Origin of the sequence: Solimonas fluminis (genome assembly GCF_002930645.1) — a bacterium.
GTDB classification, from domain to species: domain Bacteria; phylum Pseudomonadota; class Gammaproteobacteria; order Nevskiales; family Nevskiaceae; genus Solimonas_A; species Solimonas_A fluminis.
In genome coordinates this window covers 90652-116917 of record NZ_PSNW01000014.1, presented here as the reverse complement: position 1 = coordinate 116917, position 26266 = coordinate 90652, and the positions used below count along the sequence as shown (strand labels likewise).

Below are 26266 nucleotides of genomic sequence, written 5' to 3'. Positions count from 1 at the left end.
CGCCTCACAACCTGCGACCTCTGTCGCCCGAAGGGCGACTGGATATGAGAACCGCAGGCAACAAAAAAGCCCCGATGAAGGGGCTTTTGAGTGACCGTATCTGGTCGGGGCGACAGGATTCGAACCTGCGACCTCTTGCTCCCGAAGCAAGCGCTCTACCAAACTGAGCTACGCCCCGCGTTCTTTACTGCTCAACTGGCCCGGGACGTGTTGTATCCGGCCAGCTCTATCAGCGCTTTCTTGTAGGGCGAATCGGGAACTTCGCTCAGTGCGCTGATCGCTTCACGGGAGTACCGTTCGGCGAGCGCGCGAGTATAAGGAACCGCACCGGTGGATTCAACGGTTTCGAGCACTTCCTGCAACTTTTCCACCTGTCCGAGCTCGATGGCCTGGCGGATCAGGGCGGCCTGTTCCGGGTTGCCCTGGCGCATGGCGTGGATCAGGGGCAGGGTCGGCTTGCCTTCGGCCAGGTCGGTACCCAGGTTCTTGCCGCTGACGCTGGGGTCGGCGATGTAGTCGAGCAGGTCGTCCACCATCTGGAAGGCCATGCCGAGCTTGTGGCCGTAGAGGCCGATGGCGTCCTGCACGGCCTGGGGCTGGTCGGCGGCGATGGCGCCCAGGCGGCAGCCGGCCTCGAACAGGCGGGCGGTCTTGAGCTCGATGACGCGCAGGTAGCGTTCCTCGGTGACTTCCGGGTCGCCGGCGTTCATCAGCTGCAGCACCTCGCCCTCGGCGATGGCATTGGTGGTGTCGGCCATGACCTTCATCACGGCCATGCGGCCGGTGTCCACCATCATCTGGAAGGCGCGGCTATATAAGAAGTCACCCGACAGCACCGCGCCGGCGTTGCCCCAGACGGCGTTGGCGGTCTTCAGGCCGCGGCGCAGGCCGGACTCGTCCACCACGTCGTCGTGCAGCAGGGTGGCGGTATGGATGAACTCGATGGTCGCCGCCAGCAGCTCGGGCTCTGCGGTACGGCTGCCCAGGGCGCGGCCGGCCAGCAGGACCAGGGCCGGGCGCAGGCGCTTGCCGCCGGCATTGACGATATAGCCCGCGATCTCGTTGATGAGCACCACCTCGGAGCTCAGGCGAGCGCGGATGACGTCATCGACGCGCTGCATGTCGCCGGCAATGGGCGCCAGGATGTTTTTGAGGGTCATGGGAGACAGGAAAAAGGCCGCGAAAGGCTAGGGCGCCCGCCCGCATTCGTCAATCAATATATGGAGATAGGCCGTCCCGGGGCCGTTTTGGCCCCCGGGACCATCCCCGGGGGCGCCCGGATGGTTATAATTTATGGGATAAATGTTGACGAAGGGCGGGGGGATCACTAAAATCCCGCGCTCTTTCAAGGCCGGTTTCCGGCTCAAGACCATATTCTGGAGTATCCGCGATGTACGCCGTCATCAAGACCGGGGGTAAGCAGTACAAGGTCGCCCCGGGCGAAAAGCTGTCCATCGAGAGCCTCGACGCCGAGGTCGGCAGCACTGTCTCCTTCGAGGAAGTGCTGATGGTTTCCAACGGCGACAAGCTCACCGTGGGTGCTCCGCTGGTTGCCGGTGGTGCCGTCAAGGCGGAAGTGCTCGCGCACGGCCGCGGCGACAAGATCCGCATCATCAAGCACCGCCGCCGCAAGCACTATCACAAGGAGCAGGGCCACCGTCAGAACTTCACGGAAGTGAAGATCACGGAAATCCTCGGCGCCTAAGGTTCAAGGAGTACACAAATGGCACACAAGAAGGCAGGCGGCTCTACTCGTAACGGCCGCGACTCGGAAGCCAAGCGACTTGGCGTCAAGAAGTTCGGCGGCGAGAGCGTGATCGCGGGCAACATCATCGTCCGCCAGCGTGGCACGCGGTTCCGCGCGGGCGTTGGCGCCGGCGTCGGCAAGGATCACACGATCTTCGCGCTGACCGACGGCAAGATCCAGTTCAACACCCGCGGTCCGAAGGGCCGTATCCACGTCGATATCGTCGCGGCCTGAACTGTCTGAACGTCTCACCGAAAAGGCCCCGGAAACGGGGCTTTTTTGTTCGTTGAGCCTCAACGCCCCGACCTGGTCCCGCCATGAAATTCGTCGATGAAGCCAATATCCGCGTCGAGGCCGGCGACGGCGGCGCGGGCTGCATCAGCTTCCGCCGCGAAAAGGCGATTCCCTTCGGCGGTCCCGACGGTGGCGACGGCGGCGACGGCGGCAGCGTCTACGCGGTCGGCGACATCAACCTCAACACACTGGCGGATTTCCGCTTCACCCGCCGCTTCCGTGCCGCGCGCGGCGAGGACGGCACCGGCTCCAACCGCACCGGCGCCGGCGCCGACGACCTCGAGGTGCGCATGCCGCTGGGCACGCGCATCTACGACGTCGAGACCAACGAACTGATCGGCGAGCTGACCAGGATCGACCAGCGCATCAAGGTGGCCCAGGGCGGCTTCCACGGCCTGGGCAACGTCCGCTTCAAGTCCTCGGTCAACCGCACGCCCTACAAGTCCACCAAGGGTTACCCCGGCGAGCAGCGCGAGCTGCGCCTGGAGCTGTCGTTGATGGCGGACGTGGGCCTGCTGGGCATGCCCAATGCCGGCAAGTCGACCCTGCTGGCTTCCGTTTCCGCCGCGCGTCCCAAGATCGCGGACTATCCCTTCACCACGCTCTATCCCCAGCCGGGCGTGGTGTCGGTGGGCATGAACCGCTCGTTCGTGATGATGGACATTCCCGGGCTGATCGAAGGCGCCTCCTCCGGCGCGGGCCTGGGCATCCGTTTCCTCAAGCACCTGCAGCGCACGCGTCTGCTGCTGCACCTGGTGGACATCCTGCCGCCCGACGGCAGCGACATCGTCGACAACATCCGCACGATCAACGGCGAGCTGAAGGAATTCGGCGAAGAACTGGCCGGGCGCGAGCAGTGGCTGCTGTTCAACAAGATCGACGTCATGCCGGAAGACGAGTGGCAGGCGCTGATCAAGAAGGCGCTGCGCCGCCTGCGCTGGAAGGGCCGCTGGTTCGCCATCTCCGCCGCCACGCAGCGCGGGCTGGGAGAGCTCAGCGAGGCCGCCATGCAGTGGGTCGAGGCTCATGCCGCGCCCAGGATCATCGAGTCCGACAACAACAACGAGCCTTCACAGGCATAGGCGCACATGGATCGCCACAAGCTCGCCGTCAGCAAGCGCTGGGTCATCAAGGTGGGAAGCTCCCTGGTCACTGCCAAGGGGCAGGGGCTGGACCATGAGGCCATCGCCGACTGGTGCGCCCAGATCGCCGCTCTGCGCCGCCAGGGCAAGCAGATCGTGCTGGTGTCCTCCGGCGCCGTGGCCGAGGGCATGGCCCGGCTGGGCTTCAAGAAGCGTCCGGGCACGCTGCACGAGCTGCAGGCCACCGCCGCCGTGGGCCAGATGGGCCTGGTGCGGGCCTACGAGGACGAGTTCAAGAAGCACGGCCTGCGTGCCGCGCAGGTGCTGCTGACGCATGAGGACGTGGCCGACCGCGGCCGCTACCTCAATGCCCGCAGCACCTTCAACACGCTGCTGGAGTTCGGCGTGGTGCCGGTGGTCAACGAGAACGACACCGTCTCCACCGACGAGATCCGCCTGGGCGACAACGACACCCTGGGCGCGCTGACCGCCAACCTGATCGACGCCAACCTGCTGGTGATCCTCACCGACCAGGAGGGCCTGTTCGACTCCGATCCGCGCCACAACCCGGAGGCGAAGCTGATCTCCGAGGCCGAGCTGTCGGATTCCCGCCTGGCCGGCATGGCCGGCGACAGCAAGGGGGAACTGGGGCGCGGCGGCATGCGCACTAAGCTTTCGGCCGCCCATACGGCCGCCCGCTCCGGCGCCGCCACGGTGATCGCCTTCGGCCGCAAGTCCGACGCGCTGCTGCGCATCGCGCAGGGCGAGACCATCGGCTCGCTGCTCAAGCCTGCCCAGGGCGTCATGGCGGCCCGCAAGCGCTGGATCGCCGGCCAGCTGCAGCTTCGCGGCAAGCTGGTGCTCGACGACGGCGCCGTGCGTGTCCTGCGCGAGCAGGGCCGTAGCCTGCTGCCGGTGGGCGTGAAGCGGGTGGAAGGGGAGTTCGAGCGCGGCGACCTGGTGCAGTGCCTGGATGCCGAGGGTCGCGAGATCGCCCGCGGCCTGTCCAACTATGCGGCGGCCGAGGCCCAGAAGATCGCCGGCGCCCGCAGCGAGGAGCTGGAGGCCCGGCTGGGCTATGTCGGCGAGGTGGAGATCGTCCACCGCGACAACCTGGTGCTGGCCTGAGATCCTCTGTCCCTCTCCGCTTGCGGGAGAGGGTCCCCGAAGGGCGGGAGAGGTTTCTGTAAAGCCGGGTTCAGCGCGGAAGGTTCCACGGAAACCCTCTCCCACGAACCCATGCCGTAGGCGGGCGAGGCGAGCACAGGCAACAAAAAAGCCGGGCGATGCCCGGCTTTTTTGTTTGCGGCTTAGAGACTTAGCCCAGAGCCTTGATGTGCGCGGCCAGGCGCGACTTGTGGCGGGCAGCCTTGTTCTTGTGGATCTGGCCCTTGTCGGCGTAACGGTCCAGGACCGGCACCATTTCCTTGTAGGCGGCTTCGGCCGCGGCCTTGTCCTTGGCATCGACGGCCTTGACGACCTTCTTGATGCTGGTACGGATCATCGAACGCTGCGCCACGTTGTGCTCGCGACGCTTGACGGACTGGCGGGCGCGCTTTTTGGCGCTGGCGATGTTGGCCAAGGTGAAACTCCTGAAGAATTCGGTTCAAACGGACTTTTGAAGGGGGCGAATTCTCCGGGTTGGCGCATTTTTTGTCAACTTTAAGCGCCAGAAAACAAAGCCTTCTGTACACTGCGCGCCCATGTCCAAGTCCCTCCTGAAGTCCTCCGGCATCGTCGGCCTGATGACGCTGCTGTCCCGCGTCCTGGGCTTCGTGCGCGACGTGATGTTCGCCGCCTCCTTCGGTGCCTCCGCCGGCATGGACGCCTTCCTGGTGGCGCTCAAGATCCCCAACTTCGGCCGCCGCATGTTCGCCGAGGGGGCCTTCTCCCAGGCCTTCGTTCCGGTCTTCACCGAGGTCAAGACCACCCGGCCGCATGAGGAGGTCCGCGACCTAGTGGCGGCCACCATGGGCACCCTGGGCGGCGTGCTGGCGATGATCACCCTGGTCGGCTGCCTGGCGGCACCGCTGCTGCTGTGGCTGTTCGCCCCTGGCTTCGGCAGCGATCCGGCCAAGGCGGCGCTGGGTGCCGACCTGCTGCGCTGGACCTTCCCCTACCTGATGTTCATCTCGCTGACGGCCATGGCTTCGGGCGTGCTGAACAGCTATGGCCAGTTCGCCATCCCGGCGATCACGCCGGTGATCCTCAACCTCTGCCTGATCGGCGCCGCCTTCGTCGACAACGACTCGGTGCAGGTGCTGGCCTATGCGGTGTTCGCGGCCGGCATCCTGCAGTTCGCCTTCCAGTGGCCGGCGCTGCGCAAGCTGGGCCTGCTGCCGCGGCCGCGCTGGGGCTGGAAGGACCTGCGCGTGCGCCGCGTGGTGACCCTGATGCTGCCGATCCTGTTCGGCGCCTCGGTGCAGCAGATCAGCCTGTTGCTGGACACCATCCTGGCCTCGCTGCTGGTGACCGGCAGCGTCAGCTGGCTCTACTACGCCGACCGCCTGATGGAATTCCCGCTGGGCATCTTCAGCATCGCCGTGGCGACCGTGATCCTGCCGAGCCTGGCGGCGCAGCACGCCAAGCGTTCGGCCGAGGATTTCTCGGCGACGCTGGACTGGGGCCTGCGCACGATCCTGCTGATCGGCGTGCCCGCGGCCCTGGGTTTGTTCCTGCTGGCCGGGCCGTTGACCACCACGCTGTTCCAGTATCACGCCTTCAATGCCCACGACGTGCGCATGACCACCTGGGCGCTGATGGCCTATGCCTTCGGCTTCATGGGCTTCTCCCTGGTCAAGGTGCTGATCCCGGGCTTCTACGCGCGCCAGGAGACCCGGCTGCCGGTGCGCTTCGGCCTGATCGCCATCGTTTCCGGCATGGTCATGAGCGGCAGTTTCGTGGGGCTGTCGGTGCTGCTGGACTTCGAGGCGCCGCATGCGGGCCTGGCCCTGGCTACCTCGCTGTCGGCCTGGATCAATGCCACCCTGCTGTTCCGCCGCCTGCGCCAGGACGGCATCTACCGCCCCAGGGCGGGCTGGCGCAGCTTCGGTCTGCGGCTGATCGCCGCCAACGGCGCCATGGCGGCCCTGCTGCTGTTGTGCAGCCCGGCGCTGCAGGCCTGGATCGATGCCGGCCTGCGCCAGCGCGGCGTCTGGGTGCTGGGCCTGCTGGCCGGGGCGATGGCCGTGTATTTCGCTACGCTATGGTTCTGCGGCATGCGCCTGGCCCATTTCCGCCGCAGCTGAATCCGGACCCCATGGAACTGATCCGCGGCTACCGAAACCTGCAATCCCGGCACCATGGCTGCGTGCTGACGATCGGCAATTTCGACGGCGTGCACCGGGGCCACCAGGCCCTGATCGCGCGGGCGGGGAGCCTGGGCCGCGAACGGGGCCTGCCGGTGGCGCTGATGACCTTCGAGCCGACCCCGCGCGAGTACTTTGCGCAGGACAACCCGCCGCCGCGCATCAGCACCTTCCGCGGCAAGGTCAAGGTGCTGCGAGAGCTGGGCGTGGACCGCATGATCGTGGAGCGCTTCGGCCGCCGGCTGGCGGCGATGCCGGCCGAGGACTTCGTGCGCGAGGCGCTGGTGCGGGCCGCCGGTGCACGCGCCGTGGTGATCGGGGACGATTTCCGCTTCGGGCACAAGCGCGCTGGCGACCTGGCCCTGCTGCGGGCCATGGGGCGGGAACTGGGCTTCGTCGCCGAGGGCCTGGGGACCGTGGCGGTGGGGCAGGAGCGCTGCAGTTCCACGGCCCTGCGCCAGGCCCTGGCCGAGGCCGACCTGGCCCGTGCCGAGGCCATGCTGGGCCGTCCCTACGAGATGACCGGCCACGTGCGCCGCGGCCTGCAGCTGGCGCGCAAGCTGGGCATGCCCACCACCAATATCTTCCTGCACCGCCCGCCGGCGTTGCGCCTGGGCATCTACGCGGTGCGCGCCCGGGCCAACGGCCGCGACTACGAGGGCGTGGCGGCCCTGGGCGTGCGGCCCACCCTGGGCTTCACCCGCTGCCTGCTGGAGACCCATGTCTTCGGCGAGCCCGGCGAGCTCTACGGCCATGCCATGACCGTGCAGTTCCGCCAGTTCCTGCGTCCCGAGGAGCGTTTCGACTCCCTGGACGACCTGGCGGCACAGATGCAGCGCGACAAGGCCGACGCCATGGCCTTCTTTGCCTCATAATTCGCCTTTCCGCCCAAGCGCTTGGGGCCTCCAGCATTCGTGCCCCGTGGGCCCGCGCCAGCCGTAGTGACACCCCGTGAGCGACAAGAAAGACTACAAGCCGACCATCAACCTGCCGGAGACCCCGTTCCCGATGCAGGCCAACCTCGCCAAGCGTGAGCCGGACTGGCTCGGGCGCTGGGAGGGCGACGGCCTCTATGCCCAGGTCCAGCAGGCCACCGCCGGCCGCCCGCCGTTCTGGCTGGTGGATGGTCCGCCCTACGCCAATGGCGACATCCACATCGGCCACGCCGTCAACAAGGTGCTGAAGGACATCGTCTGCAAGTCCGCGCGCCTGGAGGGCTACCATGCGCCCTTCGTGCCGGGCTGGGACTGCCACGGCCTGCCGATCGAGCTGCAGGTGGAGAAGAAGTTCGGCAAGGTCGGCGAGAAGCTCGACGCCCGCGAGTTCCGCCAGAAGTGCCGCGAATACGCCACCGAGCAGGTGGCGCGCCAGCGCGAGGACTTCAAGCGCCTGGGCGTGCTGGCCGACTGGGACCACCCCTATCTGACGATGGCGCCGTCCTTCGAGGCCGAGCAGCTGCGAGCGCTGTCGCGCATCGTCGCCAACGGCCACGTGGTGCGCGGCTTCAAGCCGGTGCACTGGTGCCTGGACTGCGGCTCCTCGCTGGCCGAGGCCGAGGTGGAGTACGAGGACAAGAAGTCCTTCGCCATCGACGTGAAGTTCGCCGCCGCCGATGCGGCGGATATCGCCCGGCGCTTCGGCGTGGCCGATGCCGCGGGCGCCGCCTTCGTGATCTGGACCACGACGCCCTGGACGCTGCCGGCCAACCAGGCGGTCGCGGCGGGCAAGGACATCGAGTACGTGCTGGCGCAGTTCCCCGAGCAGGGCCGCGTGATCGTGGCGGGTGAACTGCTGGAAGGCATCGCGCGCCGTTACGGCAGCGAGGCCGCCGTCCTGGGCCGCGCCAGCGGCGCCGCGCTGGAAGGGGCCAGGGCGCAGCATCCCTTCGCCGGCCGGCAGGTGCCGGTGATCCTCGGCGAGCACGTCACGCTCGATGCCGGCACCGGCCTGGTCCATACCGCGCCGGCGCACGGCGTGGAGGACTACGTGGTCGGCAAGCTCTACGGCCTGCCGGTGGACAACCCGGTGCAGTCCTCGGGCAAGTTCACGGAGGCCACGCCGCTGGTCGGCGGGCAGCACGTGCGCAAGGCCGACGAGCCGATCATCGCCGCGCTGCGCGAGAGCGGCGCGCTGGCGCACGTCACGCAGATCACGCACAGCTACCCGCACTGCTGGCGCCACAAGACGCCGCTGATCTTCCGCGCCACGCCGCAGTGGTTCATCTCGATGGACGCCAACGGCCTGCGCCCGCAGGCGCTGGAAGCGATCCGCCGCACCAACTGGATTCCGGGCTGGGGCGAGGCGCGCATCCACGAGATGGTCAAGGACCGCCCGGACTGGTGCATCTCGCGCCAGCGCACCTGGGGCGTGCCGCTGGCCGTGTTCGTGGAGCGCGAGACGCAGAGCCTGCACCCGGACAGCGCCGCGCTGCTGCTGAAGATCGCCGACCGCGTGGACGCCGAAGGCCTCGAGGCCTGGTGGGGCAGCACGCCCGCCGCCTGGGACGTGGACGAGGCGCGCTACGAGAAGTGCACGGATACGCTGGATGTCTGGTTCGATTCCGGCGTGGTGCACCAGTGCTTCTTCAGGAGCAACGGCTTCGAGCTGCCTGACTATGCCGCGCTGGACAGCGAGCCGAACCGCGATCCGGCCACCGGCAAGAACGGCGCGAAGTCCACGGTGTTCTACCTGGAGGGTTCCGACCAGCACCGCGGCTGGTTCCATTCCTCGCTGCTGGCGCGCGTCGCCATGGACGGCCATGCCCCGTATACGCACGTGCTGACGCACGGCTTCACGGTGGACGAGCAGGGCCGCAAGATGTCCAAGTCGCTCGGCAACGTCGTGGCGCCGCAGCAGGTGACCAAGACCCTGGGCGCCGACATCCTGCGCCTCTGGGCCTCCAGCTCCGACTACTCCGGCGAGATCGCGATCTCCGACAAGCTGCTGCAGCGCATGGCCGACGCCTACCGCCGCATCCGCAACACCGCGCGCTACCTGCTGGGCAACCTGAACGGCTTCGATCCCGCCGCCGACACGGTGCCGGCGGAGCAGATGCTGGCCATCGACCGCTGGGCCCTGCAGCAGGCCGAGGCCCTGCAGCAGGAAATCCGCGCGGCCTACGGCCGGCGCGAGTTCCATCTCGTCTACCACAAGCTGCACAACTACTGCGTGGTGGACCTCGGCGGCCTGTACCTGGACGTGCTGAAGGATCGCCTCTACACCTCGCAGCCCAAGAGCCTGGCGCGGCGCTCCGCGCAAACCGCGATGTTCCATATCGCCGAGGCCATGCTGCGCTGGATCGCGCCGATCCTGTCCTTCACCGCCGACGAGATATGGGCCGCGCTGCCGGGCGACCGCAGCGGCTCGGTGTTCGCGCAGACCTGGCATGCGCTGCCGCAGGCCAGCGCCTCGGAAGTGGACTGGACCCGGCTCGCCGCGGTGCGCGAGGCGGTGAAGAAGGTGCTGGAAGACCTGCGCGTCGGCGGCCAGATCGGCTCCGGTCTCAACGCCGAGGTCGCGTTGCATGCCGACGGCGCCCTGGCCGGCGCCCTGGCGACGGTGGGCGAGGAACTGCGCTTCTGGTTCATCACCTCCGCCGTGACGCTGCAGCCTGCCGCGGCTCGTCCGCCGGAGGCCGTGGAGAGCACGTTGCCGGGCGGCGAGACCCTGTGGATCGCCGCCAGCGCCAGCGCCCATGCCAAGTGCGAGCGCTGCTGGCACCAGCGCCCGGAGGTCGGCCAGCGCGCCGCGCATCCCGCGCTCTGCGACCGCTGCATCGTCAATGTCGACGGGGCGGGCGAGACGCGCCGCTATATCTAGGAAACCGCCATGTCCTTCCAGTACAAGAACGTCTACTGGCTCTGGCTCTCGGCCGCGATCATCGTGCTGGACCAGATCACCAAGCAGCTGGTGGTGAAGAACTTCGCCGAGTTCGAGCGCCTGGCGCTGACGCCGTTCCTCAACCTCTGCCGTGTCCACAACACCGGCGCGGCGTTCTCCATGATGAGCGAGCTGCCGCCGCTGGCCTTCGTGCTGCTGGGCACCGTGGTCAGCGTCGGCATCCTGGTCTGGATGCGCGCCAACCCCTCCAGCCAGCGCCTGGTCGCCGTGGCCCTGGCGCTGATCCTGGGCGGGGCGCTGGGGAATGTGATCGACCGCGCCACCCGCGGCCATGTCGTTGATTTCATAGATTTCTATGTGGGTACTTGGCATTTTCCGGCGTTCAACGTCGCCGACATCGCCATTACCTTCGGTGCCGGCTTCCTGATCCTGGACATGCTTCTGGACCTGCGGCGCGGCAGAATGGCGGCCACGCCGCAGAAATGAGGTCCTGATGCAGATTCTTCTGGCCAACCCGCGCGGCTTCTGTGCCGGGGTGGATCGCGCGATCGAGATCGTCGAGCGGGCCCTGGAGGTGCTGGGCGCTCCGATCTACGTGCGGCACGAGGTGGTGCACAACCGCTTCGTGGTCGACGACCTGCGCGCCAAGGGCGCCGTGTTCGTCGAGGAGGTGGACGAGATTCCCGAAGGCGCCACCTGCATTTTCTCAGCCCACGGCGTCTCGCAGAAAGTGCGCGAGGATGCCGCCGCCCGCGGCCTCACCGTGTTCGACGCCACCTGCCCGCTAGTGACCAAGGTCCACATCGAGGTCAAGCGCTACTCGCGCGAGGGCCGGGAAGTGGTGCTGATCGGCCATGCCGGCCACCCCGAGGTGGAAGGCACCATGGGCCAGTTCGACGAGTCCCAGGGCGGCCGCATCCTCCTGGTGGAAACGCCGGACGACGTGGCCAGCCTGGACATCCGCAACCCGTCGCACATGGCCTATGTCACGCAGACCACGCTGTCGGTGGACGACACCTCGCGCGTGATCGATGCCCTGCGCCAGCGCTTCCCGCAGATCCACGGCCCGCGCAAGGACGACATCTGCTATGCCACGCAGAACCGCCAGGACTCGATCAAGGACCTGGCCTCCAAGTGCGACGTGGTGCTGGTGGTGGGTTCCAAGAACAGCTCCAACTCCAACCGCCTGCGCGAGCTGGCGGAGTTGCGCGGCGTTCCCTCCTACCTGATCGACGGGCCACAGGACATCGACCCCGCCTGGCTGGCCGACCGCAAGGCCGTGGGCGTCACCGCCGGCGCCTCGGCGCCGGAAATCCTGGTCAAGCAGGTCGTGGCGCGCCTGCGCGAACTGGGCGGCGAAACCGCGCAGGAACTGCCGGGGCGGCAGGAACACATCGTCTTCTCGCTGCCGCAGCCGCTGCGGCGGCCCGCTGCAGGGCCGGCGAGCTAAGCCCCGGGATCGATCATCAACAAAAAGGCGCCTTGCGGCGCCTTTTTTCGAGCGGTCAGCTCAGTGCCTCCTACTTCCAGCAGCGTTCGAGCGTCTGCGAACCGGTGCGGCCGCGCACCCCCGTGCTGGTAATGCTCAGGGTTCCGCACTCATCGCCGGTCATGGGACCCTGTGGCACGGCCTGGAGCGTATAGGAAGTCGCCGTCGCGCCCGCGGCGACCTGGATCGCATAGGCCTGGGTTCCGTTCGCCGGCGTTCGCTTGAGTGCCGCCGGCATCGCGGTACCCGCGCCTACGTAGGTGTTGTTGGCGGCGTAGAAGCGCTGCATGAACTGTGCCGCGTCCAGCAGGGCGGTACGTGCCTCGGCACGCCGGGCCCGATCGATATAGGCGGTGTAGCTCGGCAGGGCGATCGTCGCCAGGATGGAGACGATGCCCACCGTGATCATCAGCTCGAGCAGGGTGAAGCCCTGGTGGGGGTGTCCCTGCCTGGACCGTGCGGCCTGGGTGTTGCGATAGGTCATGGGCATTCCTTATTCCGGTACCTGCTGGATCTGGCGCCACCACCAGCGCTCGCGGGGCGGCAGCTTGACGCAGATGTTGCTGTTGCCGCCGATGGCGCTCTGGACACTAACGAGCTTGGTGCCGTCCTCGCAGCGATTCTCGGGGTCCGGCGGGCAATCGTCCGGATTGAGGCAGGGCTTCTGCGCCAGGACCACGTCGCGCCCGTCCCAGGTGCCGCGGTATCCCGCTACGATCGTGTCGCTGCTGTTGACGTAGCCGTCGCCGTTGGTGTCGAAAAGCGCCGACTGCGGCATGGTGCCGTCGATGGGGTTGATCAGCAGGTTGTAGGCGCCCCCGGTGCCGGTATCGTCGCAGGGGTTCAGGGCCCCCTGCGTCGTCGGCGACATGGTTTCGAATAGCGCAAAGCCGAAGATGAAGCTTGGCGACAGCAGGTTGCGGTGCCCCGCCACGATCGTCAGCGGCAGGGTCCAGCCGCGTTGCGTGGCCCAGTTGAGCGGCGCCGTGGTGAGCCTGTAGTAGATCGCACCATCAGGTCCGTTGATGGTCGTGGAATTGAAGGCATGGTTGGCCAGGGCACTGCTCAGGACCTGGGCATCCGCCGGCGTGATGGTGGCCCACGAAGCGACGCCGCTGCCGTCGACGGTGAGTTGCTGCTTGTCCCAGAGGCCGTAGAGCGCCTGCTGGGTCGTGGTGGCCTGATCGCCCTCGTCATACAGCTTGCCCGTGCCCACCAGCACCATGTAGCCGCCCAGCGGATGGGCGAGATACTGCGGCGCTGCCGTGATCGGCTTGGTGCTGCCGGCCTGGAAGAGGGGAGTGCCGCCGAAGGAAACGCCCCAGCTGCCGCTGCTCGTGGACGCAAGATCGAACTTCCAGACGTTGCCCAGCAGGTCTCCGGCATAGGCGCCCACGATCACCCGATTGGCGTCACGGATCACGCGCACCCCGCCGAGGCCATTGCCGGTCGCCGTGGACGCCTGGATCCTGCTGATCAGGGCCCCGGTCTGCAGGTTGACGATGAACAACTGCGCGGTGCCGCTATTGCTGTTGGGACCGTTGCCGAAGATGGCGGCCCACTGGCCATTCTTCATCAGGCCGATTTCGATAGGCGCCATGACGTAACCCAGCTCGGACTGCGTCGTGGAATCCATTTCCCACAGCACGTTGCCCGCATTCATGGTGCTGGTGCTGGTCACATCCAGAGCAAACACGGCGCGGGCACCGGCGCCCGTGGCTCCCACCAGTACATTCTTCCAACCGCCGCCCAGGTAGGCGTCGCTTTCCGACAGTTGTCCATCCACATAGAAGCGATGCTCGTAGGAGGTGGACGCCAGGGCCGGCAGGTACTGCAGCAGGATGCGGGGAATGAAGCCGAAGATTTCGCGGCCGTCGCTATCGCGGAAGGCATGCAGCATGCCGTCATTGCCGCCGATGAACACCACCCCGGTACGCGCCGCCTTGTCCGTCAGGAATTGTTTGTAGGTCGTGCGACCTGCTGTCCCGTTGGGCAAGAAGTTGTACTGCATGTCGACCAGGCTCTTGACGTAAACCGGCTGCGAATTCACGAAGTCGCCCAGGCGCGAGGCACGCTCCCGGTAAAGGCCGCCCTCATAGGTCGCATCGCCGCGCAGGTAGTTCACCAGGTTTTCCGTTGCGCCCGGCAGATCGGCCTTGACGCCGGCACTCATGCCGCTCCAGGTAAACGTCTCAGCCTTCGGGGTCCCGTTGCGCGTGCCGACGAAAATGTTGCGTGACCCATGCGCCGGAAGCGAGCTGGCGGCATTCCAGATCGGGGAGAGCTGCTGACCGAATTGATCCAGCTCGTAGGCGGTCAAGTTGCCGGTCCAGATCGCAGTCTTGTATTCGGGGACGTACTTGCGGTTGCCAGCTTGCAGGGTAGCGGCCGTAGCAGCCACGCCGCCTTCGCTGGCGTTACGAACCGTGATTTCATTGAGGATCGAGGAAAGCGAGGCGGCGAACTCATCCGGGTCCTTGGCGCTGAGATACTCGCCGCGGCTGTTGACGGCGGCATGCCAGAGGTCGTCGACCGCGGTGGATGTATCGCCGACCGGGACCGGCCAGTTCTTCGTGCCTGCCTGCAGCGCAGCGATATCGTCGGGATAGGTCAGCGTGCCGCCGACGCCCAGGCCCACGGTGAAATTGACCATGTGCTGCCAGAACGCGGGATTCTTGGCATCCGGCTTGACGCGGTTGTCGAGATCTGTCCTCAGGTCGCGGTTCCAGTAGTACATCGCGACGTCCGCCAGGGTGCCGGTGGTGCTGTCGCTGGCGTCCTGGTAGGGCCGTGCCTTGACGTAACGGTAGGACTGGCTGTTCGGGCCGGTGATCGTCGGGCCGGCGACATTGTCCACATTTGAACCGTTGATGGTGCTGGAGGCAGTGTCTCCGTTCCAGAAGCCGTCGGTCATCAGGATGTGGTAGGACTTGCGGCACTGCAGGTGCGTATTGACGGCGACGCCATCGTCCGTGCCCGGAGTGTTGCCCCAAGGCCCTCTGTTGTCAGTTCGCTGGTAGTACTTGCCGACGTCGTCCATGGCGCGGCGCAGCGGCGTACCTCCGGAAGCCGGTACCGTATACAGCCAGTTGAAGAAGGCCGTACGGTCGTTGCCGGTGAAAGTCCTGACACCACGCTGGACGGTGGCGGCGGCCGTGCCGTCAACGCTGGCGCTGGCCTTGTTGATCCGGCCGTAGCCCACGCGCAGTTCAGTGCCCTGCTCGGAGAACGCGCGGCTGGCGGACGCGATCGACAGGTAGTTGCGGGTACGGTAGTAGGTGAACCAGTTGGCGAAATTCTGATACTCCTGCGCCTGGGTGCAGGAGCTGGTGGAGCCCGAGACCGTGCAATCCGTACGGCCGGCGCCACGGGTGAACGTGCTGTAGTCCATGATGCGGATGCGGCGGTAGTTCTGGGCCTCCGACGTGCTGGTGGCACCGCTCACGTACTCGTAGTAGGTCGCCGGCGCGAAAGCCTCATCCGCGCTCCCTGGGTAGCACGCGCTGTTGAGCCAGACGCCACCGAGACGGGTGGTGCAGAAGGTGGCGGTGGCCCAGCGCGAGGAGTTGACGCGGCATTGGCTGCTGGTCCAATTGGCGCTGTCACCGGTCAGCGTGGTGCACTGGGCCTGCGTCGTCGGAGCAGTCAGTCGGCAATAGGTCGAACTGCCGGTGCCGGTGCCATTGTAGGTCGCTGTCGTACCCAGCACGGCGGCAGTGCAGTTTCCCGTGCCGTAGGCGATGGCCGTGCCGACTGGAGCCGTGGAGATGGGGCCACAGGTGGCCGTCTTGTTGCGGTCTGCAGTCAGCGTGGTGTTCGGCGTGGTGGTCGTGGACGAGCGGCAGACGTAGGTCCCGGACGGGATCGGCTGCAGGCCGGTTAGATCGACCGAGTCGGTGGCAACACGATTGTTCGGGTTCAGCCAGGCAGCAGTGGGGGGTGAATTCGGGAACTGCGAACCGTCCGAGTTGTACCAAGGCTGGTAGCGGATTTCCGGGTTGTAATAGACCGTGTTCCATGCCGACGAGCGCATGCGCGCGGAGATCAGATCCAAGGCGCGGCAGTCGGCGAACTGGGTGTCAGGGCTGCAAACCGTGGTCGTGGAACTGGTTCGAAAATTGGGTCGCGTAGCGACCAACTGTACGCCATCGCCGGAACCACCATTGCCGAAGGTGGCGTCGTCAAGCGGGTGGAAAGTCGTCGACCAGCGGACCGCGTTGGTCGTGCTCCAGGAGGCGGCGTCGGGCATGAAGCGCCAGGCCATGGAGCCCGAATCGTCGAAAGTGAACATGACGTTCGGCTTTGCGGGGTTCTCCGAACGGGTCAGCAGCGGTGACTGCGCCGGGTCTGCCCAGGCCGGATTCAGTGCGGCGGCGCCGAAGAATGCGGCCAGTGCCGCTGCCTCTCGCAGTGGTATACGGTTGAGGAAGAGCGAAGCGAGACTGGAGCCGGCCTTCTGCGTGTTCATATGAAGCCTCGGTTGCTGCAAGCGGTGAGCCCCTGTTTGGGCCATGGCCTAGAGAATGGTCCGGATGGTCGATTGGACCCAGGCTTCGGAGCCCGAGATCGATTTGCCGGACGAATTGCGCTGGAATTCGGGACTGAATCCGCGAGCCGTGATCCGGTAGATGAAGACGTTGCCCGGCGGCACTCCGCGGTCTTCGGGGCGGATCGTGGTTTGGTCCATGTTGATGGAGCCATACATCTCGTCGTAGGAAAGCCGCCTGACGATGCATTGCGGTGGTGTCGCGTAGGTGACCGTGCTGCCCAGGAACGAAGAGGGCGTTGTATTGACGCGCGTCGTGTCCGTCCAGTTGCCGGCGACGCGCCACTCGTCCAGCACGGCTCCGTTGTTCAAGGAGAAGACGTTGAGCGTCGCGTTGTTCATCAACTGGCGCTCGCAGTAGCGCAATGCGATCTCTGCGGCCTGCAAGGCGAGGTTCTGCGAGCGGATGTTCTGGCTGACCATGTCGCTGGCGGTGGCGCCGCGCATGGCTACCACCGACGAGACGGTCATGACCACGAGCAGGACCAGGGCGAGTACCAGCACCACGCCGCCGGATCGGCTGCGCCTGCCGTGGAATCCGGGGTGATAACGAATATGGCGTGTGCTGGTCATGGAGGGCATACGGTCAGGGCATGCGGTTGCGAAGGCTGACGGTCGTCACCATGCTTCGCCGGAGCCGGCTGTCGGCGATCGTGGTGCTGGTCCCGTCGCAGTTGACGAAGGCGGTGCCGGTGGTGGGGCCTGCCCCGGGCGCCGTGCGCATGGTGATGCAGACACGCACGGCGGTGACGCCGCACCAAGAGTTGGAAGCTGGCGACAAGCGGGGGCAGGTCGTCAGCAGGGCATCGGCCCTGACGTATCGCACCGTTTGTCCCGCGAAGGTGCCCCGGTCGAAAAGCAGGTCCGAGTTCCCGGCCGCGGCAGCCTGGGCGATGCCGTAGCGCAACTGCAGCGTCTCCACGTTATCGACCAGCATCTGGGGATCGCCGCCGCCGTTGCCGCGGCAGAACAGCGAGGGGTTCCCGCTGGGGCCGGTGGCGATGTAGAAGCGATTGTCGACCCAGCCTGGAGGCGTGGCGCCGGCAGGTACTGCGGCACCCAGGCAATCGAAGCCGGTCGTGCCGCCCTCGTTGGTGTCGTAGCGGACCGCCACGGAGTCGTTACCGGTGCCGGTTGCGCAAGCCAGTGAGCCGAAGGCGGCGGTCACGCTGGAGAATCCGTTGCGGCAGCCGAACAGCATGGGTTGCGTGTTGTGCAGCGAGGAGACCGGAGACGTGGGCTCCCAGAACCCGCCCATGCGCAGTTGGGTGGCGATAAGGTTCAGGGCGATCTGCCCGTCTTCCGACAACTGGGCATGCCCGCTCTGGCGGGTGCCGCTGAGCCCAGTGCCGGAGACGGCCGTCAGCACCGCCCCGATCATCACGGCGCCGATCAGCAGCGAGATCATGATCTCGATCAGCGAGTAGCCGCGCTGACGGGTCCGGTGGGGAGGCATCCGGATGCTGCTCATAGCGCCACCCTCATGGCCAGGCAGTTGGGTTGCGGGGTCGCGGTGATGGTGCCCGGGCAGGTCAGCAGGGTGGATGCCACATTGCCCTCGGGGTCCTGCCAGATGACCCAGACGTTCATGACGGTGGGGTTGGCGGCATCGCGCTCCACTCGCAGGCCGCCGCCGGGAACGGCCAGACGCACGGCATTGCGAATCTCCGCCAGGTCGATCGCCGCGATCTCCGCCGGCGTGCAGACCAGGGTGTTGGAGCAGGCCGGAACGGTCACGGCGGAGGAGGTGGGACTGTAAGTGGCTGTGTAGACGTAGCTGCCGGCCCCGCTGGCGTTGGCCCGCATGCGGTCCCCAAGGTCCAGGGCCAGCTCGGTGGCGATACCGCGGAACTCCGCCATCTTGACGTACTTGAGGGACATGGCATGCATGTTGGCCATGGCCAGCATGGCAAACGAAAGCAGAAGGACCGTGACCAGTACCTCGATCAGGCTCGCGCCGCGCTGGCCCTGGAGTGACGGGGATGGCAGTGGGCTCAGCATGCGCCGGTACCATTGATGAGCCGGGTCGCGCCGCTGTTGGTCACGCAGATGCGCCGGCTGAGCGTGGTATAGCGGGGCGAGCTGGCGTTCACCCTGGGCCTGATCAGGAAGTTGCCATCGGCCCCGGGCGCGATGCCTGCCGGGATGAACGTGATGGCGGCAGTGCCGGTCCGGATGATGCCGTCGGTATTGCTGGAAGCCTGCTGGACCTGGATCAGCGTATCGTTGGCATCCACGGTGCCGCGCGGATTGCGGTCCGCAAACATCAGCCATCCCGAGGACCAGTCGGTGCCGGCTTCACAATTGGGGCTTGCCGCGTTGGCGTTACCGGTACGGCAAAGCGTCACGGGGACACCGCGCTTGAGGGCCTCCGTGCGCGCCAAGCGTATGGCGCCGGCCAGATCGTCGACGTGGCTGCGTACCGCGCGGGAGGCGGAAAAGTCCCGGAAGGATGGAACGCCGATGATGGCCAAGATGGAGACGATCGACACCACGATCATGGCCTCCAGCAGGTTGAACCCCCTGTCGCGGTTCCGGAGCGCCGCGGAAGGCCGGGTACGGCTCCGCCCACCCGTCACTCGGGGCACTTTCCGATCTGATCTGGTCGCAACAAAACCGCGCTTCATCCGTTCCCTCCCCCGGCCAGGGGCAGTGTTTTTCATACTGCCTCTCCAGCATCCCTGAACCGCTCCAAAGCGGTTAGAGAAAACATACTCACAGTCTGGAATGGGCGGTTCTTCGCCGACGGACGGTAGCGACAGACGGTGTGAATTGCCCGACCAGGGTATTGCCAACGGGTTTATGAGGCGTCATTCGGTGACTTTTGAGCCTAATTCGGCCTAAAACGACCATGGCAACGCCCCATAGGCGCGAGCGCCGCGAGGGGAGGGGAAACGTCAGTCCTGAGCCGGAAACAAAAAAGGGGCAGCCGAAGCTGCCCCTTTTTTGTAAAAAGCTTCCGGATCTGCATAACCGGAAACGTACCTAAGTGCTGGTGCCGAAAACAGGAATCGAACCTGCGACCTACTGATTACGAATCAGTCGCTCTACCGACTGAGCTATTTCGGCATGGTAGAAGGGCGCGGATTATAGGCGGAAGCCCCCACCGCAAACAATCGCGTTCTGAAATGGCCCTAGAAGCGCGTGCTCACCAGGCCCATGCGGGCGGCTTCCAGCGTCGCCTCGGCCCGGCTGGAGATATTGAGCTTGCGGTAGATCGACTTGATGAATCCGGCCGCGGTATTGCGCGTCACGCCGAGCTGCTCGGCGACTTCGGGCAGCTTGTAGCCCTTGGCGATCAGCACCAGGGCCTCGCGCTCGCGGCTGGACAGGGGGTTGTCCTGGGCGGCGGTCTCGGCCTGGTCCTGACCGAACACGCGCAGCAGGCGCTGGGCGATCACCGGCGACAGCGGCGGCTCGCCGGAGGCGATGCCGCGCAGCGCCGACACCACGCGCTCCTTGGGCTGGTCCTTCAGCAGGTACCCGGAGGCACCGGAGCGCAGGGCCGGGAACAGGTGCCGGTCGTCGGCGTAGATCGTGGTCACCACGCATTGACAGTGAGGCTGCGACTGCGCGATGTCTCGGATCAGGTCCACCCCGGAGCCGTCCGGCAGGCCCAGATCGATCAGCGCGATGTCGGGGCTGCGCTTCTCCAGGATCGCACGGGCCTCCGCCAGGCTGGACGCGACGTCCACGCGGATGCCGGCGAAGGCTTCCTCCAGCACGGCCGCAAGCCATTGGGCCGGTGCAGGCAGGTCTTCAACGACAAGTCCGGTTTTCAATTCGAGCCTCCATCAGTCAGCGGGAACCGCAACTCCATGCGGAGTCGGTCGGGCGCTGCCTGCTGCCACTGGAGGCTGCCCTTGAGATCCTGCACCCGCATGTCGATATTGCGAATTCCACGCGAAGGGCGCCACCCCGCAACCGGGTGGGTCAGGCCGTCATGCTCGAAAACGCAGACCAGATCGCGGCCCACGATGGTGATCTCCAGCGAAAGCCGGGTGGGCTTCGAATGCCGCAGCGCGTTGCTGACGGCCTCGCGCAGGATACGGGCGGGGTAGCTGCGCTCCACCACGCTCAGGCGCAGCGCCGGCGCCGTAGCCGGTACCGTCACTCGGCAGGCCGTGCCGGCAGCCTCGCCGTGCTCCTCGAACTGCGCGCGCCACTCGTTGAGGCACTCGTCCAGCAGGAATTCGCGGTGGTCCAGAAGGTCGATCAGTGAGCGGACTTCCTCCAGCAGCACGCGGCTGCTGGCGGCTTCGCCGCTGTCGGCCGTGCTGTGCATGCGATTCAGCAGGCGCGCCCCCAGATCCTCGTGCAACTCGCGCCGCAGGCGGCCGCGCTCTTCCTCGGCGCCGCGGGCATAGGCATCCCGTGCCGCCATCGCCTGTCCGAACAACCCGGCCAGGGTCTGGGCCGTCTTCAGGTCGTCGGGGTCGAACAGGCGCTGGCCGCCTTCGGCGCCGAACAGCAGCAGGCTTTCGGTCCCCGGCGCGGGCGGCAGCGCCAGCACGTTACCTTCGTCGAGCAGGGCGATGTCCCGCAGTGCTTCGCCCGCCGCGCGGATCTGCTGCGGCGCGAAGGCCGCCTGCAGCAGCTTCTTCCAGAAGTGGATCGGCACCGTGTCCGGCGCCAGGGTCAGCATCAGGGCCGAGGCCTGGGTATAGCGCTCGATGCGCGAAGCCTGGCGCTCGCGCTGCCGCCACTGCCAGGCGAGACGGCGCAGCGGGTAGTACAACCAGCCCGTCACTGCCAGGGCCACGACGAGTGCGGACTGGGCGGACTGTTCCAGCAGGTGCATCAGCACACCGTCCAGCACCAGGATCGAGCAGGCGGCCGCGAACAGGGCCCAGGCTTCGAACCACCAGCGGTCGAGGTCGAACAGACGGTAGCGGGTCAGGCCCAGCGGCATGCAGAGGTAGCAGGGCAGAAGCAGGCCGAACAGGTAGCCCTGCGGGATCAACGGCCCCAGGCCCAGCATCAGCGGCAGGAACAGCGCGACGATGAACAGGCCGCTGCCGGCCACCCAGGAGAACAGGAACCACTTCAGGGCGGCCCGATCGGCGGGATAGGCCATGGATCGCTGCCACTGGCTCCAGGCCAGCCAGCAGAACCCGAGCATGCCGAACATGACCTGCAGGCGGAAGCCGAGGTCGTGATTGCCGAGCAGCTGTTGGGCGTGCAGGCACCAGATCGCCACGGCGGCACCGGGGAAGAGCCAGGCGACCTGACGGCGGCCCAGCGGGCGCGGATAGTGCCAGAGCATGCTCATCGCGCAGGCCGGGAACAGCAGTCCGCCCAGGTGGTTGAGCAGCGACAGCCGGTGGAACAGCTCACCGTTCAGCGCCAGTTCGCGCGTGCTGTAGATCGCCGCGGTGGCGCAGGTGAGCGACAGCGCCAGGCTGGTGGCCAGGTACCACCAGGTTTCGCGCTGCGGGCGGATCGCCACCACGGCGGCGCCCGCACTGAGCGCGGCTACGGCGAACAGCAGCTGCAGCCAGAACAGGCTGGGCAGGTCGGAAAGATCGCGGGTCGCGGCGCGCGGCAGGGGTGCCCAGCGGCCGTCGGAGCCCAGCGCCTCCAGCTGCGGGTCCTGCAGCAGCCGGTGCAGCTGGCTCTGCCGGGCGAAGAAGGCGCGGTAGTCGGCGTAGGCGTTGAAGTAATCCGGTTCCTCGACCAGGTCGCCGGGCTCCAGGCGCAGTGCCCGGCCGTCGCTGCCACGCAGGGCCAGCAGTCGCAGTCCCACGTGCCGCAACTGCGCCTCGGGGCCGTCGGCGGCGACATTCTCCACCTCCAGGCCCTGGCCATCGGCCGGCACGGCCAGGTCCAGTCCCAGCCAGGGTTGCCGGGTGGCCAGCTGCAGGCTCAGCAGCAACTCCGCCAGCGCCAGCAGCATCACCGCTGCCGCGGCCAGCAGATGGCGCGGCAGCTTCCGGGGCACGGCCGTGGCATCGAGGCGATCGCTGCGGTCCGGGAAGTAGGTGCTCATGAGGGGCTGCCCAGTGCCTGTTTCGGCAGATCCACCATGTCCGCCGGCGCGGCGGATGGACCGGAGGTTCCGGGTTCCACCGGTTCCGGCATCAGCGGCAGGATGCAGGTCTGGCGCACGCTGCCGGGCAGCGGCTCCTGGCAACTGACCTGGCCGCCCAGTGTTTCCACCCGGTAGCGGATGCTCTTCAGCCCCACGCCGGACTTCCAGCCGGAGGGCGGCAGGCGGCAGCCATCGTTCTCGACGCTGAAGGACAGTGCGCCGCCGCTCAGCATGAAGCGCACCTGCAGCACGGTGGGCTTGGCGTGGCGCAGCGCATTGCTGACCAGCTCGCGCAGCAAGCGCTGCAGGTGCAGCAGCGTTTCCGGCTCCAGCTGCAGGTCCAGGCCCGGGCCCTGTTCCGGTTGTTGCCAGCGCAACTGTACCTGCGCCGAGTCGCAGCGCTCATCCACTTCCGCACGCCACTGGCCCAGGGCCTCGCCCAACGAGGCGCCGCCGCTGCTGAGGCAGTTCACGGTCAGGCGCATGTCGTCCAGGGCCTCGCGGATCTGTGGCTGCAGCGTTTCCGGGGCCAGGTGCAGCAGGGTCAGCAGGCGTCCGCCCAGGCTGTCATGCATGTCGCGGGCGATCCGCTGGCGTTCCTGCTCCATGCCCAGGCGGGTGGCTTCGCCGTACGCGAAGATCCGGCCGCAGAGCATCTGCAGGGTGCGTACGGTCTGGACGTCGTGCGGGGAGAACAGGCGCCGGCCATGGTCCGCGTAGCGCAGCCGCAAGGCGGGCAGCAGCCGATCCGCCGGGAGCTCCAGGGTGAGCCCATCATCGGCCAGCCGGTGCTGCGGGGGCGAGGGGGACAGCCGTTCCATCTGCAGCGGCTGGAACAGGCCGCGCAGGGTGTCGCTCCAGGCCTCGGCCGGTCCGCGGTGGGCCGACAGCACCATGTCCTGCATCACCGCGATGGGATCGCGCTTCTGTTCATTGCCGGTGAGGCGGCGCCACAGCCAGGCATGCAGCGGCAGGTATAGCGTGCCGATCACCAGCAGGCTCACCGTCAGCGCCAGTGCCCGGTCGACGTGCAGTACCGCGATCAGGGCCAGATCCAGTGCCACCAGGCTGCCCACGCTGATGACCGTGACCCAGGCCCGGAACCACCACAGGCCCAGGTCAAACAGGCGGTAACGGGCGATGCCGAAGGCGACACCCAGGTAGATCAGCAGGAACAGGGCGAACGACGGCGCCTGTGCGCTGCCGGTGTCGCGCCCCATCAGCGCCGGCACGAAGACCAGCATCAGGAACAGGCCGCTGCCCACGAACCAGGCGAACAGGAACCACTGGAAGGCCGCACGCAGCACCAGGTCCTGGCGCACGCGGGCCCACTGCCAGGCCGCGAGGCCGAGAGTCGCCAGGAAGCCCAGCAGCACCGGTACGCGCAAGGCCGTGTCGAATCCATCGAACAACTGGGCTGCGCTGGCAAGCGACAGCAGGAGGTAGACGCTCACCAGCAGCGGTCCGAGGCTCAGCCGGGTCAGGCGCGTGGGGTAGTGCAGCAACACTGCGGCGAAGGCGCCGCAGAAGAGCATGGTTCCCAGGCCATTGGCCATGTGCAGGGCCCTGAACAGTTCGGATGCCAGCGCCAGCTCGCGGGTACTGTAGACCGCCGCGCTGCCAGCGCTCAGGTACAGGCCCACGCCGGTCAGCGCAAAATAGCGGCTCGCCTGGTCCTGCTGGCGGAAGATCCAGACCAGCCCGCCGACCACCAGGCCTGCCACGGAGACGATCAGCTGCAGCCAGAACTGCCAGGGCAACTGGTCCAGCCGGCGCGGTGCCGGCGCCAGCGTCTGCAGGGAGCCCTGCGTCCCGTACAGAGTCACCTCCGGGGCCTGCAGCAGCGCGGCGATTTCGCCCTGGCGCTGGAGGAAGCGGTTGTAGTCCACATAGGCGGGGAAGGTGGTGTCCGGCTCGGGAGCCAGGTCGTCGCTGCGCAGCTCCATGCGCAGGCCGTCGGCGGTGCCGAGGCCGGCCAGCACCGCCATGACGCTCCCGCCCTGGTGGCGCTGGGGTATCAGCGGAGGTGCCCCGGCCGTATCCGCCATGCCCAGTTCCAAGCCCAGCGAAGGCTGGGACAGGGCCAGCGCCAGCACCGCCGCCGCGGCCGCCGCGGCCACGGCACCGAGCGCTGCAAGCCAGCGAGCGGGTGCGGAATGGGGCGGGCGGAGGTCCATGCTGAAAGCTTAGCGGCTGCCAAAGTGCCGACGCACCCCCTTTATGGTGGTAAAAATCCGTCCAGGGCCAAGGATTTGTAGGTAAAATGCCCATCTCTGGAGAGATGGCAGAGCGGTCTATTGCGGCGGTCTTGAAAACCGCTGACCTTCACGGGTCCGGGGGTTCGAATCCCTCTCTCTCCGCCAGAATCAGCCAGCTTCAAGGATGTGCGGTAAGCGACGGGATGGAAACGGGGATTCGAACCCCCGGACCGTACGGATGAGGGTTCGGGCCCTGCGCGAAGGCGCAGGGCTGCGCGTCCCGGAGGGACGCGGGGCGCAGCCCCGAGCCGCCTCAGGCGGCGAGCCATCCCTCTCTCTCCGCCAGAATCAGCCAGCTTCAAGGATGTGCGGTAAGCGACGGGATGGAAACGGGGATTCGAACCCCCGGACCGTACGGATGAGGGTTCGGGCCCTGCGCGAAGGCGCAGGGCAGCACGGCCGGGGGCAGGCGCCGACCCGGCCATTTCTGCGGAGGACAAGGATGGCCTGGTGGCGATCCTTGCGGGAACGAGGCCGTACCCAAGGTGTCGGAATCTCCGGCGCAATCCCCCGGAATGGCGCGAAAAATTGACTTTCCGTGCCCTATTTCACGTCCCATAGCTGAATTTGCCCGCCTGTTTCTTTAAAATTCGCGCGCCCTGAAACGCAAAGACTTCTCAACTAACGCACCTGACCGCGGAGCTTTTGATTACATGAACGAGAAAACCCTCAACCAGATCGCGCTGGCCATGGTGGCCGACGGCAAGGGCCTGCTGGCCGCCGACGAATCCACCGGCACCATCGAGAAGCGCTTCAAGAGCATCAACGTCGAGAACACCGAGGCCAACCGCCAGGCCTACCGCGACATGCTCTTCACCACCGCCGGTTTCGAGCAGTACACCAGCGGCGTGATCCTGTTCGAGGAAACCCTGTTCCAGAAGGCGCTGGACGGCACGCCGTTCTCCAAGCTCCTGCAGTCCAAGGGCGTGATCCCGGGCATCAAGGTCGACAAGGGTGCCAAGGATCTCGTCGGCGCCCCGGGCGAGCTGGTGACCGAGGGCCTCGACGGCCTGCGCGAGCGCCTGGCCAAGTATCACGAGGCGGGCGCCCGCTTCGCCAAGTGGCGCGCGGTCATCACCATCGGCAACGGCATCCCCTCCGACTACTGCATCCACACCAACGCCCATGCGCTGGCCCGCTACGCCGCCCTGTGCCAGGAAGCCGGCATCGTGCCCATCGTCGAGCCGGAAGTGCTGATGGACGCCGACAACAGCCTGGAAGTCTGCGAAGAGGTCACCAACCGTACGCTGGCCGCCGTGTTCCAGGAACTGAACCTGCAGCGCGTGCTGCTCGAGGGCATGGTGCTCAAGCCCAACATGGTCATCTCGGGCAAGAAGTGCCCGGTGCAGGCCGACCGCAAGACGGTGGCTGCCGCCACGCTGCGCACCCTCAAGCGCCACGTGCCGTCCGCCGTGCCGGGCATCGCCTTCCTCTCCGGCGGCCAGTCCGACGAAGACGCCACCGCGCACCTGGACGAGATGAACAAGCTCGGCCCCAACCCCTGGAAGCTGACCTTCTCCTACGGCCGCGCCCTGCAGGCCGCTGCGCTGAAGGCCTGGGGCGGCAACAACGCCGACGCCGGCCGCAAGGCCCACCTGCACCGCGCCAAGATGAATGGCCTGGCCGCGCTGGGCCAGTGGAGCGCCGCGCTGGAAAAGGCGGCCTGAGCTG

General features: G+C 67.0%; 21 protein-coding genes, 3 tRNA genes and 1 pseudogene. 11 read left to right on the top strand and 14 right to left on the bottom strand.

The window, feature by feature from the left end; translation table 11 throughout:
• Window positions 1–101 precede the first annotated feature (101 nt).
• Window positions 102–178, bottom strand: a tRNA-Pro gene (locus tag C3942_RS19575).
• A gap of 13 nt (window positions 179–191) precedes the next feature.
• Window positions 192–1160, bottom strand: a complete 969-nt coding sequence (locus C3942_RS19570) for a polyprenyl synthetase family protein (protein ID WP_104232059.1) — start codon at window positions 1158–1160, stop codon at window positions 192–194.
• Between the two features lie 230 nt (window positions 1161–1390).
• Here C3942_RS19570 and rplU point away from each other — a divergent pair, with 230 nt between their 5' ends.
• The 4 genes from rplU (at window position 1391) to proB (ending at window position 4251) form a co-directional block, all read left to right on the top strand.
• Entirely contained in the window at window positions 1391–1705 is a 315-nt protein-coding gene (rplU, locus tag C3942_RS19565) for a 50S ribosomal protein L21 (protein ID WP_104232058.1), read from the top strand.
• A gap of 18 nt (window positions 1706–1723) precedes the next feature.
• Entirely contained in the window at window positions 1724–1981 is a 258-nt protein-coding gene (rpmA, locus tag C3942_RS19560) for a 50S ribosomal protein L27 (protein WP_104232057.1), read from the top strand.
• Window positions 1982–2064: 83 nt separating this feature from the next.
• Entirely contained in the window at window positions 2065–3123 is a 1059-nt protein-coding gene (gene cgtA / locus C3942_RS19555; protein WP_104232056.1) for an Obg family GTPase CgtA, read from the top strand.
• A gap of 6 nt (window positions 3124–3129) precedes the next feature.
• The gene (gene proB, locus C3942_RS19550) at window positions 3130–4251 is read left to right on the top strand and encodes a glutamate 5-kinase (protein WP_104232055.1); all 1122 of its coding nucleotides are present in this window, start codon (window positions 3130–3132) and stop codon (window positions 4249–4251) included.
• Between the two features lie 190 nt (window positions 4252–4441).
• Here proB and rpsT read toward each other — a convergent pair whose 3' ends face one another.
• Complete coding sequence (gene rpsT, locus C3942_RS19545; protein ID WP_104232054.1) at window positions 4442–4705, bottom strand: 30S ribosomal protein S20; 264 nt, start codon at window positions 4703–4705, stop codon at window positions 4442–4444.
• 121 nt (window positions 4706–4826) lie between these two features.
• Between rpsT and murJ the strand changes: the two genes are divergently transcribed.
• From murJ to ispH, 5 genes are all read left to right on the top strand, one after another.
• Window positions 4827–6371: a murein biosynthesis integral membrane protein MurJ gene (gene murJ / locus C3942_RS19540; protein ID WP_104232053.1), complete on the top strand. Its 1545-nt coding sequence runs from the start codon at window positions 4827–4829 to the stop codon at window positions 6369–6371.
• Between the two features lie 11 nt (window positions 6372–6382).
• Window positions 6383–7306 (top strand): bifunctional riboflavin kinase/FAD synthetase, encoded by a 924-nt coding sequence (locus C3942_RS19535; RefSeq protein ID WP_104232052.1) that lies wholly within the window; start codon window positions 6383–6385, stop codon window positions 7304–7306.
• Window positions 7307–7439: 133 nt separating this feature from the next.
• A complete protein-coding gene (gene ileS, locus C3942_RS19530) occupies window positions 7440–10250 on the top strand; it encodes an isoleucine--tRNA ligase (RefSeq protein WP_366516645.1) in 2811 nt (936 codons plus the stop codon).
• Window positions 10251–10259: 9 nt separating this feature from the next.
• The gene (lspA, locus tag C3942_RS19525) at window positions 10260–10757 is read left to right on the top strand and encodes a signal peptidase II (RefSeq protein ID WP_104232050.1); all 498 of its coding nucleotides are present in this window, start codon (window positions 10260–10262) and stop codon (window positions 10755–10757) included.
• A 7-nt stretch (window positions 10758–10764) separates the two neighbouring features.
• Complete coding sequence (gene ispH, locus C3942_RS19520; protein ID WP_104232049.1) at window positions 10765–11721, top strand: 4-hydroxy-3-methylbut-2-enyl diphosphate reductase; 957 nt, start codon at window positions 10765–10767, stop codon at window positions 11719–11721.
• Window positions 11722–11791: 70 nt separating this feature from the next.
• On the opposite strand, the gene C3942_RS22875 is transcribed toward ispH, so the two are convergent.
• From C3942_RS22875 to C3942_RS19470, 11 genes and pseudogenes are all read right to left on the bottom strand, one after another.
• Window positions 11792–12244 (bottom strand): type IV pilin protein, encoded by a 453-nt coding sequence (locus tag C3942_RS22875; protein WP_104232048.1) that lies wholly within the window; start codon window positions 12242–12244, stop codon window positions 11792–11794.
• Window positions 12245–12253: 9 nt separating this feature from the next.
• Window positions 12254–16228: a pilus assembly protein gene (locus C3942_RS19510; RefSeq protein ID WP_165797544.1), complete on the bottom strand. Its 3975-nt coding sequence runs from the start codon at window positions 16226–16228 to the stop codon at window positions 12254–12256.
• A gap of 48 nt (window positions 16229–16276) precedes the next feature.
• The gene (locus C3942_RS19505; protein ID WP_165797543.1) at window positions 16277–16879 is read right to left on the bottom strand and encodes a pilus assembly PilX family protein; all 603 of its coding nucleotides are present in this window, start codon (window positions 16877–16879) and stop codon (window positions 16277–16279) included.
• A 13-nt stretch (window positions 16880–16892) separates the two neighbouring features.
• Window positions 16893–17762: a PilW family protein gene (locus tag C3942_RS19500; protein ID WP_165797542.1), complete on the bottom strand. Its 870-nt coding sequence runs from the start codon at window positions 17760–17762 to the stop codon at window positions 16893–16895.
• A gap of 11 nt (window positions 17763–17773) precedes the next feature.
• Window positions 17774–18307: a type IV pilus modification protein PilV gene (gene pilV, locus C3942_RS19495; protein WP_104232045.1), complete on the bottom strand. Its 534-nt coding sequence runs from the start codon at window positions 18305–18307 to the stop codon at window positions 17774–17776.
• Entirely contained in the window at window positions 18301–18798 is a 498-nt protein-coding gene (locus C3942_RS19490) for a GspH/FimT family pseudopilin (RefSeq protein WP_436286244.1), read from the bottom strand. Before C3942_RS19490 ends, pilV begins: the two co-directional genes overlap by 7 nt.
• A pseudogene (locus tag C3942_RS23050) lies at window positions 18772–18933 on the bottom strand (prepilin-type N-terminal cleavage/methylation domain-containing protein); the annotation flags it as partial. The pseudogene C3942_RS23050 and the gene C3942_RS19490, both read right to left, overlap by 27 nt.
• Window positions 18934–19299: 366 nt before the next feature.
• Window positions 19300–19375: transfer RNA gene (locus C3942_RS19485), tRNA-Thr, on the bottom strand.
• A 65-nt stretch (window positions 19376–19440) separates the two neighbouring features.
• Complete coding sequence (locus tag C3942_RS19480; RefSeq protein ID WP_104232043.1) at window positions 19441–20088, bottom strand: response regulator; 648 nt, start codon at window positions 20086–20088, stop codon at window positions 19441–19443.
• Entirely contained in the window at window positions 20085–22295 is a 2211-nt protein-coding gene (locus C3942_RS19475; protein ID WP_104232042.1) for a sensor histidine kinase, read from the bottom strand. Before C3942_RS19475 ends, C3942_RS19480 begins: the two co-directional genes overlap by 4 nt.
• Window positions 22292–24514: a sensor histidine kinase gene (locus tag C3942_RS19470; protein WP_133164367.1), complete on the bottom strand. Its 2223-nt coding sequence runs from the start codon at window positions 24512–24514 to the stop codon at window positions 22292–22294. The genes C3942_RS19475 and C3942_RS19470 overlap by 4 nt, the downstream gene beginning before the upstream one ends.
• A 98-nt stretch (window positions 24515–24612) precedes the next feature.
• Between C3942_RS19470 and C3942_RS19465 the strand changes: the two genes are divergently transcribed.
• Both C3942_RS19465 and C3942_RS19460 read left to right on the top strand, forming a co-directional pair.
• Window positions 24613–24700, top strand: a tRNA-Ser gene (locus C3942_RS19465).
• A 548-nt stretch (window positions 24701–25248) separates the two neighbouring features.
• Complete coding sequence (locus C3942_RS19460) at window positions 25249–26262, top strand: class I fructose-bisphosphate aldolase (protein WP_104232040.1); 1014 nt, start codon at window positions 25249–25251, stop codon at window positions 26260–26262.
• The last annotated feature ends 4 nt before the right edge of the window (window positions 26263–26266 follow it).

Coding starts and splice junctions, on each gene's coding strand:
- C3942_RS19570 (WP_104232059.1), bottom strand. CDS start 1,160: ATGACCCTCAAAAACATCCTGGCGCCCATTGCCGGCGACATGCAGCGC.
- rplU (WP_104232058.1), top strand. CDS start 1,391: ATGTACGCCGTCATCAAGACCGGGGGTAAGCAGTACAAGGTCGCCCCG.
- rpmA (WP_104232057.1), top strand. CDS start 1,724: ATGGCACACAAGAAGGCAGGCGGCTCTACTCGTAACGGCCGCGACTCG.
- cgtA (WP_104232056.1), top strand. CDS start 2,065: ATGAAATTCGTCGATGAAGCCAATATCCGCGTCGAGGCCGGCGACGGC.
- proB (WP_104232055.1), top strand. CDS start 3,130: ATGGATCGCCACAAGCTCGCCGTCAGCAAGCGCTGGGTCATCAAGGTG.
- murJ (WP_104232053.1), top strand. CDS start 4,827: ATGTCCAAGTCCCTCCTGAAGTCCTCCGGCATCGTCGGCCTGATGACG.
- C3942_RS19535 (WP_104232052.1), top strand. CDS start 6,383: ATGGAACTGATCCGCGGCTACCGAAACCTGCAATCCCGGCACCATGGC.
- ileS (WP_366516645.1), top strand. CDS start 7,440: ATGCAGGCCAACCTCGCCAAGCGTGAGCCGGACTGGCTCGGGCGCTGG.
- lspA (WP_104232050.1), top strand. CDS start 10,260: ATGTCCTTCCAGTACAAGAACGTCTACTGGCTCTGGCTCTCGGCCGCG.
- ispH (WP_104232049.1), top strand. CDS start 10,765: ATGCAGATTCTTCTGGCCAACCCGCGCGGCTTCTGTGCCGGGGTGGAT.
- C3942_RS22875 (WP_104232048.1), bottom strand. CDS start 12,244: ATGACCTATCGCAACACCCAGGCCGCACGGTCCAGGCAGGGACACCCC.
- C3942_RS19510 (WP_165797544.1), bottom strand. CDS start 16,228: ATGAACACGCAGAAGGCCGGCTCCAGTCTCGCTTCGCTCTTCCTCAAC.
- C3942_RS19505 (WP_165797543.1), bottom strand. CDS start 16,879: ATGACCAGCACACGCCATATTCGTTATCACCCCGGATTCCACGGCAGG.
- C3942_RS19500 (WP_165797542.1), bottom strand. CDS start 17,762: ATGCCTCCCCACCGGACCCGTCAGCGCGGCTACTCGCTGATCGAGATC.
- pilV (WP_104232045.1), bottom strand. CDS start 18,307: ATGCTGAGCCCACTGCCATCCCCGTCACTCCAGGGCCAGCGCGGCGCG.
- C3942_RS19475 (WP_104232042.1), bottom strand. CDS start 22,295: ATGAGCACCTACTTCCCGGACCGCAGCGATCGCCTCGATGCCACGGCC.
- C3942_RS19470 (WP_133164367.1), bottom strand. CDS start 24,514: ATGGACCTCCGCCCGCCCCATTCCGCACCCGCTCGCTGGCTTGCAGCG.
- C3942_RS19460 (WP_104232040.1), top strand. CDS start 25,249: ATGAACGAGAAAACCCTCAACCAGATCGCGCTGGCCATGGTGGCCGAC.